We start from the raw sequence: 13,310 nt of genomic DNA, 5'->3' as shown, positions 1-13,310 counted from the left end.
TGAGCGTATGATTCGCGACCCTTCGACGATCCCCTCGTCCAGGTTACAGTTTTCAACGTTTCAGGCGCGGCCTGAACAGACCACACCGGGAGGTGCCCAGATGAGTATCAACGACCAGAAAGACGACCAGCCAATCGGCCCAGCAGGCGAAAAGCTGCAGAAAGTCCTCGCCCGTATCGGCGTCGGCTCGCGCCGTGACGTGGAAGCCTGGATCAGCCATGGCCGAATCAAGGTCAACGGCAAAGACGCCACCCTCGGTCAGCGCGTCGATATGCATGACGCCATCACCATCGATGGCAAGGTGATCAAGCGCGAAGAAGCCGCCGAGTCGGTACGCCGCGTGATCATGTACAACAAGCCCGATGGCGAAATCTGCACCCGTGTCGACCCGGAAGGTCGTCCGACCGTGTTCGACAAGATGCCGCGTCCGAAAGAAGGTCGCTGGATCAACATCGGTCGTCTGGACATCAACACCACCGGTCTGCTGATGTTCACCACCGACGGTGAGCTGGCCAACCGCCTGATGCACCCTTCCTACGAAATGGACCGTGAGTACGCGGTGCGTGTGCGTGGCGAAGTAGACGACGAGATGATCGAGCGCCTGAAAGCGGGCGTCGTGCTCGAAGACGGCCCGGCCAAGTTCACCGACATCAAGCAGGCACCCGGTGGCGAAGGTTTCAACCACTGGTATCACTGCGTAGTGATGGAAGGCCGTAACCGTGAGGTTCGTCGTCTGTGGGAATCCCAGGGTCTGGTGGTCAGCCGTCTGAAGCGCGTGCGTTTCGGTCCGGTGTTCCTCAACTCCGACCTGCCGATGGGGCGCTGGCGTGAAATGAGCCAGTACGAAGTCGACATTCTGAGCGCTGAAGTGGGCCTGACCCCGGTGGCCATGCCGCAGATGACCGCCAAAAGCAAAGACAAGCTTGAGCGTATGCAGCGTAAATCGTCGCGGCCAATGGCCAAGACGGATCGTGTGCGGACCCTGCGTCCAGCCACCGGTGAGCCGGCTACCAGCCCGCGATCAAACCGTGAGCCACAGATCGAGGGCGAGCGTCCGGGTCGCAAGCCTGCCGCGCGCCAGGACGGTGAGCGTGGTCCACGTACTCCGCGTCCTGCCAACGGTCGCACCGAGCGTGGCGAAGGCCGTGGCGCTCCAGCCGGTCGCGGTACGCCGGTAGCGGACCGTCCGGCCGACACCAAGCGCCCGGCAAAGCCGGCGCCGAAGCGTCCGGGGATCAAGCTGGTCGATGGCGACAAACCGTCGGGCAAGCGCCGCGGTGCGCCGGCCGGTTCTGGTCAGCGTCCGGGGTTTGGGCGTCGCAAGCCTGAGTGAAGCAGCGGTAAGCTACAAGTGAAAAACGCCAGCCTTCGGGTTGGCGTTTTTTTTTGGCCCGGCTTAAGTGATGTGGTGTTTTTCAGTCCGCTTTCGCGAGCAGGCTCGCTCCCACAGGGGGGGATGTCTCTCTGAAAGAACGCATACCCATGTGGGAGCGAGCCTGCTCGCGAAGGCGTCAGCGGTAGCACCACCATGTCCAGATCGGAAAACCAACGTTACGCCATGTAAAGAAATACTTACGAATTCCATGTGTTGCCCCTGTGAAATCGTCATCTTTCCAATGCTGTAAGAAAATTCTTCCGCCTCTGTCATCCATCGATGCATTGCAGCGCTCTAACCCGCTTGTTTCCCCACCCCCGGCAAGGTGTCATGCGCGCCATGCCTGTCGTGCAGGTGCATAACAAAAAGGAGGCGCAATGAACGCCGCAATCCGTTTCAAGTTCTCAGCGTGGGCCGGTTTTCTTACCGATCCCGTCAATGGCCCGCAAAGGCCTGACTCCCTTTTTGCAGCCGCCCGAGCCTCTCGGGGCGGACACAGGCAATCCCGGCAAATGACTCACTGATCCGTGGTGTCTGGCAGCAGGGGGTTGGCGGTGTACAATGCGCCGCGTTTTACCTGTGACCTCCTGCGCATCTGCGCAAACCTCAAGGCTATCCGCCTTGTTCACTCCGCCACGTCACGAGCGTGTCGGGTTCGATTTCGTCACAGATAAAAACAAACAGGTGACGCATGACCGTTGTAAATACGCTGAACTCCTGGTGCCTGCGCTGGGGTTTGATCGGTGCCGCTTAACGTCTTTACCAAGCAGCAACGTCTACAGAACATCATCAAACCTTGCGTGAGACCCTTTTCATGAGTGGACAAAACTCGCATTCAGGCGAGCTGAAACGCGGCCTGAAAAATCGCCATATTCAACTGATCGCCCTCGGTGGCGCGATTGGTACCGGTTTGTTCCTCGGCTCGGCCGGGGTACTGAAGTCCGCCGGCCCGTCGATGATCCTCGGCTACGCCATCTGCGGCTTCATTGCCTTCATGATCATGCGCCAACTGGGCGAAATGATCGTCGAAGAGCCGGTAGCCGGTTCCTTCAGTCACTTTGCGCACAAGTACTGGGGCGGCTTTGCCGGCTTCCTGTCGGGCTGGAACTGCTGGATTCTGTACATTCTGGTGGGCATGTCGGAGCTGACCGCCGTCGGTAAATACATTCACTACTGGGCGCCGGAGATCCCGACCTGGGCTTCGGCCGCTGCCTTCTTCGTGCTGATCAACGCAATCAACCTGGCCAACGTCAAAGTCTTTGGCGAGGCCGAGTTCTGGTTCGCGATCATCAAGGTCGTAGCGATTGTCGGCATGATCGGCCTGGGCAGCTACCTGCTGGTCAGCGGTCACGGCGGCCCGGAAGCATCGGTGACCAACCTGTGGTCCCATGGTGGTTTCTTCCCGAACGGCGTCAGCGGTCTGGTGATGGCCATGGCGATCATCATGTTCTCCTTCGGCGGCCTGGAAATGCTCGGTTTCACCGCAGCGGAAGCCGACAAGCCGAAAACCGTGATCCCGAAAGCTATCAATCAGGTGATCTACCGGATCCTGATTTTCTACATCGGTGCGTTGGTTATCCTGCTTTCCCTGACCCCATGGGACAGCCTGCTGGCGACGTTGAATGCCTCCGGCGACTCCTACAGCGGCAGCCCGTTCGTCCAGGTGTTCTCGATGCTCGGCAGCAACACTGCCGCGCACATCCTCAACTTCGTGGTCCTGACCGCAGCGTTGTCGGTGTACAACAGTGGCACCTATTGCAACAGCCGCATGTTGCTGGGCATGGCCGAGCAGGGCGATGCACCGAAGGCGCTGGCGAAGATCGACAAGCGCGGCGTGCCGGTGCGTTCGATCCTGGCTTCGGCCGCGGTGACACTGATTGCGGTACTGCTGAACTACCTGATCCCGCACAGTGCGCTGGAACTGCTGATGTCCTTGGTGGTGGCCACCCTGGTGATCAACTGGGCGATGATCAGTTACTCGCACTTCAAGTTCCGCCAGCACATGAACAAGACCCGGCAGACGCCGTTGTTCAAGGCTTTGTGGTACCCGTACGGGAACTACATCTGCCTGGCGTTCGTGGTGTTCATTCTTGGCGTAATGCTGTTGATTCCGGGGATTCAGGTCTCGGTGTACGCGATTCCGGTATGGGTCGTGTTCATGTGGATCTGCTACGGCATCAAGAACAAGCGTCGTGATGCAGGTGCGGCTGTAGTGGGTTCTGCAACCCGATAAGCTGTCAGTAAAAGCAAATGCCCGTATCGCAAGATACGGGCATTTTTTATGGGCGTTCTATTTTTCAGGCTTCAGAAACGCAAATGCCCCGACACGTCGGGGCATTTGTTGTTCAGGCGTTCGGCTTACATGTTCGGGTAAGTCGGGCCGCCAGCGCCTTCCGGCGCCACCCAGGTGATGTTCTGTGCAGGGTCCTTGATGTCGCAGGTCTTGCAGTGAACACAGTTCTGGGCGTTGATCTGGAAGCGCTTCTCGCCGTCTTCCTTGGTCACCACTTCATACACGCCGGCCGGGCAGTAGCGCTGGGCAGGTTCGTCATACAGCGGCAGGTTCTTGCTGATCGGGATGCTCGCGTCGGCCAACTTCAGGTGGCACGGCTGCTCTTCTTCGTGGTTGGTGCCGGAGATGAACACCGAGCTGAGCTTGTCGAAACTGATTTTGCCATCCGGTTTCGGGTAGTCGATCTTCTTGCAGTCGGCCGCCAGTTTCAGGCAAGCGTAATCCGGCTTGGTGTCGTGCAGGGTGAACGGCAGTTTGCCGCCGAAGATGTTCTGGTCGAGCCAGTTGAAACCACCGCCGACGATGGCGCCGAACTTGTGGATCGCCGGGCCGAAGTTGCGGCTGGCGAACAGTTCGTCGTGCAGCCAGCTCTTCTTGAACGCATCGACGTAGGTGGTCAGTTCTTCGGTGCCGTCCTTGTCGGCGAACAACGCGTCAGCCACGGATTCGGCAGCGAGCATGCCCGACTTCATCGCAGTGTGGCTGCCCTTGATCTTGGCGAAGTTCAGGGTGCCGAGATCGCAACCGATCAGCGCGCCGCCCTTGAAGACCATTTTCGGCAGCGAGTTCAGACCGCCCTTGCAGATGGCGCGGGCGCCGTAGCTGATGCGCTTGCCGCCTTCCAGGTACTGCTTGAGCACCGGGTGATGCTTGAGGCGCTGGAACTCGTCGAACGGCGACAGGAAGGTGTTGCTGTAGGACAGGTCGACGATCAGACCGACCACGACCTGGTTGTTTTCCAGGTGATAGAGGAACGAACCACCGGTGTTTTCGGTGCCCATGATGTCCATCGGCCAACCAGCGGTGTGGACCACCAGGCCAGGCTGGTGCTTGGCCGGGTCGACTTCCCAGATTTCCTTGAGGCCGATGCCGTAGTGCTGTACGTCGGAATCGTTGTCGAGGTTGAAGCGCTTGATCAGCTGCTTGCCGATGTGGCCGCGGCAGCCTTCGGCGAACAACGTGTATTTGCCACGCAGCTCCATGCCCGGGGTGTACAGGCCTTCTTTCGGCTGACCTTCGCGGTCAACACCCAGGTCGCCGGTGATGATTCCGCGAACCACGCCGTTTTCGTCGAACAGCGCTTCCTGAGCGGCGAAGCCCGGGTAGATTTCAACGCCCAGGTTCTCGGCCTGCTGGGCCAGCCAGCGGCACAGGTTGCCCAGGGAGATGATGTAGTTGCCTTCGTTGTGCATGGTCTTGGGCACAAAGAAGTCTGGAATTTTCTGCGCGCTTTCGGCGTTTTTCAGCACGAAAATGTCATCGCGGGTGACCGGGGTGTTCAGCGGCGCGCCAAGTTCTTTCCAATCCGGGAACAATTCGTTCAGGGCCCGTGGTTCGAACACGGCACCGGACAGGATGTGAGCACCGACTTCGGAGCCTTTTTCAACCACGCAGACGCTGATTTCCTTACCGGCTTCGGCGGCCTTCTGCTTCAATCGGCAGGCGGCGGACAGGCCAGCGGGGCCGGCACCGACGATGACCACGTCGAATTCCATGTATTCGCGTTCCACAGGCTATCTCCTACTCAAGGCTCAACAGTTTTTTTCTAATTTTGGAGGTTAGGTGTCGCATCCATGAATCCCAGCGCAACGTCGGGAGCGGACAATCGATCAACCACCTTTCTCTTTGGGTGGCGCATTATATCTACACCACTCTCAGGGTCCAATACAAACGTTTGTTTGAATTGGCTCAAAGCCAGAGAAATCAAAGTCACGCGGGTTATGAACGGCTATTTTGCCGTATTGACCGGAATAGGTGTTCCGGTCAAGATACGGGCGGTTTTGCGCTCGCCGTAGGCTGAATGTTGGTTTCAAGAGCACCTCTAAAGACAGGGCGATGGCAGTACAAGGTGATGCGCAGTTGAGGTTAGCCGCGCAGTTTACACGCCGCGATATTGAATGACTTGTCGGTCACCACTGACGAACGGTCATGAGCATCGTGAGCGATGGTCACTTGACACGGATGCCGGCGTTTTTAGAGGTGCCCTTGCGCCCCATGAGCATCAACCGCCAGGTTCGCCTAGGCGACTTTCTTTTCACCGGAGAGTAACGAGGAATCCATGAAGGTTCTTGTAGCTGTCAAACGCGTTGTGGATTACAACGTCAAGGTCCGCGTCAAGGCGGACAATTCCGGCGTCGATCTTGCCAACGTCAAGATGTCGATGAACCCGTTCTGCGAAATCGCAGTGGAAGAAGCCGTGCGCCTGAAAGAGAAAGGTGTTGCGACTGAAATCGTCGTCGTCTCCGTCGGCCCGTCCACCGCTCAAGAGCAACTGCGCACCGCGCTGGCTCTGGGCGCCGACCGCGCCATCCTCGTCGAATCCGCCGAAGATCTGACTTCCCTGGCCGTTGCCAAACTGTTGAAAGCTGTTGTCGACAAGGAACAGCCTCAGCTGGTGATCCTTGGCAAGCAAGCCATCGACAGCGACAACAACCAGACGGGCCAGATGCTTGCCGCCTTGAGCGGTTACGGTCAGGGCACGTTCGCTTCGAAAGTCGAAATCAGCGGTGACAAGGTTGCCGTGACTCGCGAAATCGACGGCGGCGCACAGACGGTTTCCCTGAAACTGCCGGCCATCGTCACCACCGACCTGCGTTTGAACGAGCCGCGCTACGCGTCCCTGCCAAACATCATGAAAGCCAAGAAGAAGCCTCTCGAAGTGCTGACTCCGGACGCTTTGGGCGTTTCCACCGCCTCCACCAACAAAACCGTGAAAGTCGAAGCGCCTGCTGCACGCAGCGCGGGTATCAAGGTCAAGTCGGTGGCTGAACTGGTCGAGAAACTGAAAAACGAAGCGAAGGTAATCTAAATGACTATCTTGGTTATTGCTGAACACGACAACAAAGTGCTGGCCCCGGCCACGCTGAACACCGTGGCTGCCGCTGCCAAAATCGGCGGTGACATCCACGTCCTGGTTGCCGGCCAGGGCGCTGGCGCCGTGGCTGAAGCCGCTGCGAAAATCGCTGGCGTGAGCAAAGTCCTGTCCGCTGACAATGCCGCTTACGCGCATCAGCTGCCGGAAAACGTTGCGCCACTGGTTGCCGAGCTGGGCAAGGGCTACAGCCACATCCTGGCTGCCGCCACTTCCAACGGCAAAAACATCCTGCCACGCGTTGCCGCGCAGCTGGACGTTGATCAGATCTCCGAGATCATCTCGGTAGAAAGCGCTGACACCTTCAAGCGTCCAATCTATGCCGGTAACGCCATCGCTACCGTTCAGTCGAACGCTGCGGTCAAAGTGATCACCGTGCGTGCCACCGGTTTCGACCCGGTTGCCGCGGAAGGTGGTTCCGCGGCCGTTGAAGCCGTTGCCGCTGCTCACGACGCGGGTACTTCCAGCTTCGTCGGCGAAGAGCTTGCTAAATCTGATCGTCCGGAACTGACCGCTGCCAAGATCGTCGTTTCCGGCGGTCGCGGCATGCAGAACGGCGACAACTTCAAACACCTGTACGCCCTGGCCGACAAGCTGGGCGCTGCCGTCGGTGCTTCCCGCGCCGCGGTCGACGCAGGTTTCGTGCCTAACGACATGCAGGTCGGTCAGACCGGCAAGATCGTTGCGCCACAGCTGTACATCGCCGTCGGTATCTCCGGCGCGATCCAGCACCTGGCCGGCATGAAAGACTCCAAAGTGATCGTTGCGATCAACAAGGACGAAGAAGCGCCGATCTTCCAGGTGGCCGATTACGGCCTGGTGGCGGACCTGTTCGAAGCCATCCCTGAGCTGGAGAAGCTGGTCTAATCCGGCGGCTTCACTTATAAAGAGCCCGACCTTTTGGTCGGGCTTTTTTTTGTTCCGGATTTGATTGGGAGATTGTCGCCATGGATCTGCATCGCGTATCTGGCTGGTCAATGCTCGCGGGGTTGGCGTTGCTGCCGGGACTGGCCGTCGCGGCGGGCAAGTGCGAACGCCTGGTGGTGACCGGCAGCCCGGATGCACCACCGTATTTGTGGCAAGACCCGCAAAACCCCAAGCAGCTGGTTGGCGCCAGTGCCGATCTATTGCAGCACGTGGCGGCGGAGTTGGGCATCAAGGTCGAACTGCTTTATGCCGGCAAACGCGCCCAGGCCCTGGACGAAGTACGCAGCGGTCGCATGGACATGCTGGCCGATGCACCGTTGATGGCCGGCGAGCTGCAATCCCTGGACTACATTCATCCTCCGTTGCTGGAGAACGATTACCTGGTCTGGACCCGCAAGGATTCGCCACTGGTCTACAACGATGTGCAGGATCTGCATGGTCATGCCGGCGCTTTGTCGGAAAAGTCTCGAATGACCTCGGCATTCGGCACTTTCGCCGAGCAGCAATTGACCTTGTCCCGCACCGCCAACCTGACCCAGGCCTTTCAGAAATTGCTTTTGGGCGAGGTGGAATTTGTTCTCGCCGGACGCTACTCGGGCATGGCAATGGCGCAGACCCTGGGCATGGCCAACGACCTGATCGCTCGCGCGCAGCCGGTCGACAAGCCGGGACTGTATCTGGCGGTTTCCCATAACTCGGCCTGTAACGATCCGTGGTTGCGCGGACAGCTGGCCAAAAAGATGACAGAATTGCCCGCGTCCGGACTGACCGAGACCGTGCTGCAGCGCAACATCGAACGTTGGAATGCGCAGCAGAAACAATCTGTCAGTACCCCAAAACAGTAGGGATTTTTAGTGAGTATCCGACCTCTTTTCGTTGCCCTGGCCGTTCTGGCTCTGGCGGGTTGTGCAGCCGATCCGGCGCCGAATGAACAAATGCGCCTGACCGAGCAGGCACTTGAGCAAGCCAAGGCCGTTGGCGCCACGGCTGATGAAGTACCGGAAATGAAGCTGGCCCAAGACAAGTTCAACCGTGCCAAGGGCAGCATGAACGACCAATCCTTCAGGAACGCACGCATGCGGGCCGAGCAGGCCGAGCTGGATGCGCGTCTGGCTGAGGCCCGGGTCCTGACCCTCAAGAGCGAGGCGCAATTGGACGTACTCAACACCCGTATCGCCCGCCTGCGCAAGCAATTGGGGGATGCCCAATGAGCCTCGGGTCGAAAGTTGTCGGTGGTTTGATCCTGGCAGGTTGCGCGAGCCTTTACGGCTGCGCGGGTCAACATAGCGAAGCGGCGTTGCAGCAGGCGGGGGCCGACTTCCAGAAGGTCAAGGAAGACTCCAACGTGTTGCGAATCGCGCCGAAGGATGTGATTCGCGCCGGCGAGTCCCTTGCGCGCGCCGACCGTTTGTCCAGCTATTGGGGCAGCGGCTCCGACGTGGCGCATTACGCTTACCTGAGCCAGCGCTACAGCGAAATCGCCCGGGAACACACCAATCAGGTACTCAACGAAGAGCGCGCCGCGAAGCTCGAGCTGGAGAGGCAGCGCCTGCAACTGGCCTTGCGTGAATCCAAGTTGCTCAGCGTGCAGCAGCAGGGCAAATGGCTCGAAGAGCAGATAGTGGCGTTGGCCACCACCCAGACCGACCGTGGTCTGGTGATGACCCTGGGCGACGTGCTGTTCGACACCGGTGAAGCGGAGCTGAAAAACTCGGCTAACCGCGTGGTGTTGAAGATCGTGCAGTTCCTGCAGCTCAACCCCAAGCGTGTGGTGCGTATCGAAGGTTATGCCGACAGCACAGGCGGCAAACAGGAAAACCTCAAGCTGTCCCGTGACCGTGCGCAATCGGTGGCGGATGTGCTGATGGACCTGGGCATCGACGATAAGCGCATCAAGGTCGAAGGTTACGGCGATGAGTACCCGGTGGACGCCAACGCTTCCGAGCGGGGCCGGGCGCAGAACCGTCGGGTGGAAATTGTGTTCTCGGACGAAAAAGGCCAGCTCGGCGCCGCTCGCTAAGGGTTGCGTCACTGGAAAACCCGGCCTGCCAAGTCAGCGCCGGGTTTTTTTGCGCCTGCAGATACCCGTGCTTTCCGAAAAAAGCAGTACAGATTTTGCTGACACTGCACTGTATGGTCGACTATTGTGGCAACTGTCCCAGTACACTTCTAAACTGTTCCGGTATCGTTTCCGACAAGAATAAAATGCCTGTGAAATCGAGTGCTGCGTCATGACCAATCTCTTGCTCTACCAACGTATTGCTCAGCAACTGGCCGAAGACATCCGCCGAGGTGTCTATCAACCGGGGGAGCGCGTACCTTCGGTGCGCAAGATGAGCTCGCAGCTCAATGTCAGCCATGCCACCGTGTTACAGGCCTATGCCAACCTTGAAGATCAGGGGTTGATCCGTGCCCGGCCGCAGTCGGGTTACTACGTGCACCAGACGCCGGCCCTGACCGCGCCGACGCCGGACATCGCCAGGGTAGAACGCCCGGGTCTGGTCACCCGCAGCAGCATCATCCAGCAGGTATTGGTCGAATCCCGCCGCGAAGGTGTATTCCCGTTGGGTGCCGCAGTGCCGAGCGTCGATTATCTGCCGGTACGGGCCCTGCATCAGCAATTGGCCAAGGTCACCCGTTTCCATAGCCCCCGTGCCTTCAGCTATATGTTCAGCCCCGGTTTCGAGCCGCTGCGCCGACAAGTGGCAATCCGCATGCGCGATGCCGGGGTGGTGGTCGATCCGTCGGAAGTGGTGATTACCCATGGCTGTGTAGACGCCTTGCAGATGTCCTTGCGGGTGCTGACCCGGCCGGGTGATCTGATCGCCGCCGAATCGCCGACCTACTACGGTCTGCTGCAGCTGGCCGATCTGTTGGGGCTCAAGGTCATCGAGATCCCCAGCGATCCCTCCACCGGCATGAGTCTCGAAGCCCTGCAACTGGCGGCCAACCAGTGGTCGATCAAGGCGCTGGTGTTGACTACGCGCCTGAGCAATCCATTGGGCGGCACCATGCCGGAAGAGCGGCAGAAACAACTGCTGCGCCTGGCGTCGGATTTCGATATCCAGGTGGTCGAGGACGACATCTACGGCGAGCTGATGTTCGAGCAGGGGCGCACCAAGGCGCTCAAGGCCTATGACCGGCTGGACCGGGTGATCTATTGCTCGAGCTTCTCCAAAACCCTGTCGCCGGGTGTGCGAATCGGCTGGATGATCGCCGGCAAGTATCAGCAGGAAATCCAGCGCCTGCAGACCTTCAGCACCCATTCTGCCTGCAGCGTCACGCAGATGGGCATTGCTGCGTATCTGGAGAATGGCGGTTACGACCGGCATTTGCGTTACATCCGTCAGGAGTACCGCAAGAACCTCAGCGCCTTCCAGTTGGCAGTGCAGCAATATTTCCCCGAAGGCACGCAAATGACCCGGCCGACCGGCGGTTTCATTTTGTGGGTGAGCCTGCCGGGACGGGTCAATACCCAGGAGCTGCACGTGCGAGCGTTGCAACAGGGCATCAGTATCGCGCCGGGGCTGATTTTCAGTAACACCGAGCAGTTCAATCACTGTATTCGGCTGAACTGTGGCATCCCATGGAACCGGGAGGCAGAACGCGCGTTGATGACCTTGGGCATGCTGGCCACCCAACTCTGCCAGGAGACGGCCAGCGGCTTTTGACGGGCGGGCGGGTTCTTGCTGTAGGCGCTTGTCACGGCGCCTGCAACGAGCGAGCATATGTATCCTCTGTCGTTTGCGCGAAGTGCGCCGTTGGATCCATGAAACCGATTCGTACTGCCGCCTGGTTGTTGATCTGCCTGTTAGCCAGCGCTCAGCCGGTATCCGTTGTGGCCGCTTCTGCTCAGGAAAAACCGGCGGCAAGCACATCTTCGAAAAAAAATACGCCCGCAAAAAAAACTGCACCGGTCAAAAAGAAAGCGGCGGCGGTAAAAAAACGCCCACCGATTGCCGCCAAGTCGAAGCCGGCCAGTGAAGTGGTGAAGACCCAACTCCCTCCCGTTGATCTGGATTTGAGTCTGCCAAAGGACATGGCCGAGGAGTTCAAGCCGGTCGGTACTGTGCCATTACCCACGCGAGAACCGGTGTTGCCGCAAATGTTCGGTGACAAAAGCAGCCAGTTCCAGCTCAACGGTCGCTTGATCAGCAACGAAATGCAGTTGCAACTGCGCAATGAAGAGCGCCGGGAAGTCGAAGGCGCGGCGCTGGAGTTCGAGTTCAAGCGCTGAATCCAGTCCGTTTGTAACCCCGCCGGACAGACGCTTTGTCGGAGACTGGTCAGTCACACCCCCCAGTAGGGAAAAACCCACGGCCCGGTAATTTAAAACAACTGTTTTAGCGGTTACTCTGTGCCCCGTCCTTTAACACATTGCCCGTCGCGAGGAACTCGTCGTCATGAAGTGCCGTGAAGGCTGTGGCGCCTGCTGCATTGCCCCATCCATCAGTTCACCTATTCCCGGTATGCCCAATGGCAAAGCCGCCGGTGAACGTTGCCTGCAACTGTCTGCCGATAACCTGTGCAGTATTTTCGGCCAACCGGAACGTCCAGCGGTGTGTTCGGCATTCGACGCCGACCCCGAGGTGTGCGGAAGCAGTAGCGAAGAAGCGATCCGGCTGCTTGGCTGGTGGGAGCAAATGACGGCCGCGTGATGTGTGGGCTCGCACCTGCGATCACCTGCGATCACCTGCGAAAAACCTGGAGGTGATCGGAGGTGCGAGCCCAAGGAACAGAACTTCAACAATAAGGAATAAAACTATGGGTTCGCTGCATCGTATGGCTGTGCTGTGTGGGTTGTTGGCTTTATTGGCCACCCCGGTCGCCCAGGCTGAAGACTGGAAGGTCGCCAAGAATGAAGACGGCATCAAGGTGTCCCTGAGCGAAGTGGCCGGTTCCGATTACAAGGCTTACCAGGGCGTCACTCTGATGAAAACCACCGTGGCAAAACTGCGGGCATTGCAGGATGACGTGTCGGGCGCCTGTGCCTGGATTCACGAATGCAAGACCCAGAAGTTGCTCAAGCACGAGGGCGATCAGAGCTGGACCTATACCCAATTCAATACCCCATGGCCGGTCACCCCGCGTGATTCGGTGCTGCATATCACCACCCTCGAAGGCGCCGACGGCAGTCTGACCCGCAAGCTCGAAGGTGTGCCCAAGTATCTTCCTGAAGAAAAAGGTTTTGTGCGGGTCGCCAAGGTTGATGGCTTCTGGAAGTTCGTTCCGAAGGGCGATCAGGTTGAAGTGACCTATCAGGTGCACACCGAGCCGGGTGGCAGCGTACCGTCGATGGTTGCCAACAAGTTTGTGGTGGATGCGCCGTTCAATACCTTGAAAGCGCTCAAGGCTCGGGCTGAGAAGTAGGTTTTGATTTGATCGGGGGCCTCGATCAAAAGCCAAAGCGCGGCGGCCTGATAGCCGACCTCGCTTTGGCAGATGTGCTCATTTCCCTCTGGGAGCTGCGGATATGCACACAATCAAAAGCCCAGTCGCCACCAAACCACAGTCTTTAATTTGTTTCCGAATATGCGTTGCACAAAATTTTCACAAACACTCCAAGACAATTCGCGCGCGCCGGCATACCCGGACACTAATCAATGGCAATGCCGCGGTTGATC

12 protein-coding genes are annotated in these 13,310 nt (G+C 58.8%); 11 read left to right on the top strand and 1 reads right to left on the bottom strand.

What is annotated here, in order from left to right:
• The first annotated feature begins 100 nt into the window (after positions 1-100).
• Both rluB and FFS64_RS05175 read left to right on the top strand, forming a co-directional pair.
• Positions 101-1,333 (top strand): 23S rRNA pseudouridine(2605) synthase RluB, encoded by a 1,233-nt coding sequence (gene rluB, locus FFS64_RS05185; protein WP_095196449.1) that lies wholly within the window; start codon positions 101-103, stop codon positions 1,331-1,333.
• 856 nt (positions 1,334-2,189) lie between these two features.
• Entirely contained in the window at positions 2,190-3,608 is a 1,419-nt protein-coding gene (locus FFS64_RS05175) for an amino acid permease (protein WP_137804472.1), read from the top strand.
• A 125-nt stretch (positions 3,609-3,733) separates the two neighbouring features.
• Here FFS64_RS05175 and FFS64_RS05170 read toward each other — a convergent pair whose 3' ends face one another.
• Complete coding sequence (locus FFS64_RS05170; protein WP_137804471.1) at positions 3,734-5,398, bottom strand: electron transfer flavoprotein-ubiquinone oxidoreductase; 1,665 nt, start codon at positions 5,396-5,398, stop codon at positions 3,734-3,736.
• Between the two features lie 548 nt (positions 5,399-5,946).
• Here FFS64_RS05170 and FFS64_RS05165 point away from each other — a divergent pair.
• From FFS64_RS05165 to FFS64_RS05125, 9 genes are all read left to right on the top strand, one after another.
• A complete protein-coding gene (locus FFS64_RS05165; protein WP_095196453.1) occupies positions 5,947-6,696 on the top strand; it encodes an electron transfer flavoprotein subunit beta/FixA family protein in 750 nt (249 codons plus the stop codon).
• Entirely contained in the window at positions 6,697-7,626 is a 930-nt protein-coding gene (locus FFS64_RS05160; protein WP_137804470.1) for an electron transfer flavoprotein subunit alpha/FixB family protein, read from the top strand.
• A gap of 80 nt (positions 7,627-7,706) precedes the next feature.
• Positions 7,707-8,531 (top strand): ABC transporter substrate-binding protein, encoded by an 825-nt coding sequence (locus FFS64_RS05155; protein ID WP_137804469.1) that lies wholly within the window; start codon positions 7,707-7,709, stop codon positions 8,529-8,531.
• A 9-nt stretch (positions 8,532-8,540) separates the two neighbouring features.
• Complete coding sequence (locus tag FFS64_RS05150) at positions 8,541-8,897, top strand: DUF4398 domain-containing protein (RefSeq protein WP_137804468.1); 357 nt, start codon at positions 8,541-8,543, stop codon at positions 8,895-8,897.
• A complete protein-coding gene (locus tag FFS64_RS05145) occupies positions 8,894-9,706 on the top strand; it encodes an OmpA family protein (protein WP_137804467.1) in 813 nt (270 codons plus the stop codon). The genes FFS64_RS05150 and FFS64_RS05145 overlap by 4 nt, the downstream gene beginning before the upstream one ends.
• A gap of 211 nt (positions 9,707-9,917) precedes the next feature.
• Positions 9,918-11,357, top strand: a complete 1,440-nt coding sequence (locus FFS64_RS05140; protein WP_095196458.1) for a PLP-dependent aminotransferase family protein — start codon at positions 9,918-9,920, stop codon at positions 11,355-11,357.
• 98 nt (positions 11,358-11,455) lie between these two features.
• Complete coding sequence (locus tag FFS64_RS05135) at positions 11,456-11,923, top strand: translation initiation factor 2 (protein ID WP_137804466.1); 468 nt, start codon at positions 11,456-11,458, stop codon at positions 11,921-11,923.
• Positions 11,924-12,089: 166 nt separating this feature from the next.
• The gene (locus tag FFS64_RS05130) at positions 12,090-12,344 is read left to right on the top strand and encodes a YkgJ family cysteine cluster protein (protein WP_137804465.1); all 255 of its coding nucleotides are present in this window, start codon (positions 12,090-12,092) and stop codon (positions 12,342-12,344) included.
• 106 nt (positions 12,345-12,450) lie between these two features.
• Complete coding sequence (locus FFS64_RS05125; protein WP_137804464.1) at positions 12,451-13,056, top strand: START domain-containing protein; 606 nt, start codon at positions 12,451-12,453, stop codon at positions 13,054-13,056.
• Positions 13,057-13,310 lie beyond the last annotated feature (254 nt).

The sequence above is a fragment of the Pseudomonas sp. G(2018) genome (genome assembly GCF_005502415.1).
Taxonomy (GTDB): domain Bacteria; phylum Pseudomonadota; class Gammaproteobacteria; order Pseudomonadales; family Pseudomonadaceae; genus Aquipseudomonas.
The sequence above is the reverse complement of the archived record's forward strand: the minus strand, read 5'-3'. Positions and strand labels throughout refer to the sequence as shown.

Bases quoted from the DNA above. Each gene is read 5' to 3' on its own strand.
- rluB (WP_095196449.1), top strand. From the start codon at position 101: ATGAGTATCAACGACCAGAAAGACGACCAGCCAATCGGCCCAGCAGGC.
- FFS64_RS05175 (WP_137804472.1), top strand. From the start codon at position 2,190: ATGAGTGGACAAAACTCGCATTCAGGCGAGCTGAAACGCGGCCTGAAA.
- FFS64_RS05165 (WP_095196453.1), top strand. From the start codon at position 5,947: ATGAAGGTTCTTGTAGCTGTCAAACGCGTTGTGGATTACAACGTCAAG.
- FFS64_RS05160 (WP_137804470.1), top strand. From the start codon at position 6,697: ATGACTATCTTGGTTATTGCTGAACACGACAACAAAGTGCTGGCCCCG.
- FFS64_RS05155 (WP_137804469.1), top strand. From the start codon at position 7,707: ATGGATCTGCATCGCGTATCTGGCTGGTCAATGCTCGCGGGGTTGGCG.
- FFS64_RS05145 (WP_137804467.1), top strand. From the start codon at position 8,894: ATGAGCCTCGGGTCGAAAGTTGTCGGTGGTTTGATCCTGGCAGGTTGC.
- FFS64_RS05140 (WP_095196458.1), top strand. From the start codon at position 9,918: ATGACCAATCTCTTGCTCTACCAACGTATTGCTCAGCAACTGGCCGAA.
- FFS64_RS05135 (WP_137804466.1), top strand. From the start codon at position 11,456: ATGAAACCGATTCGTACTGCCGCCTGGTTGTTGATCTGCCTGTTAGCC.
- FFS64_RS05130 (WP_137804465.1), top strand. From the start codon at position 12,090: ATGAAGTGCCGTGAAGGCTGTGGCGCCTGCTGCATTGCCCCATCCATC.
- FFS64_RS05125 (WP_137804464.1), top strand. From the start codon at position 12,451: ATGGGTTCGCTGCATCGTATGGCTGTGCTGTGTGGGTTGTTGGCTTTA.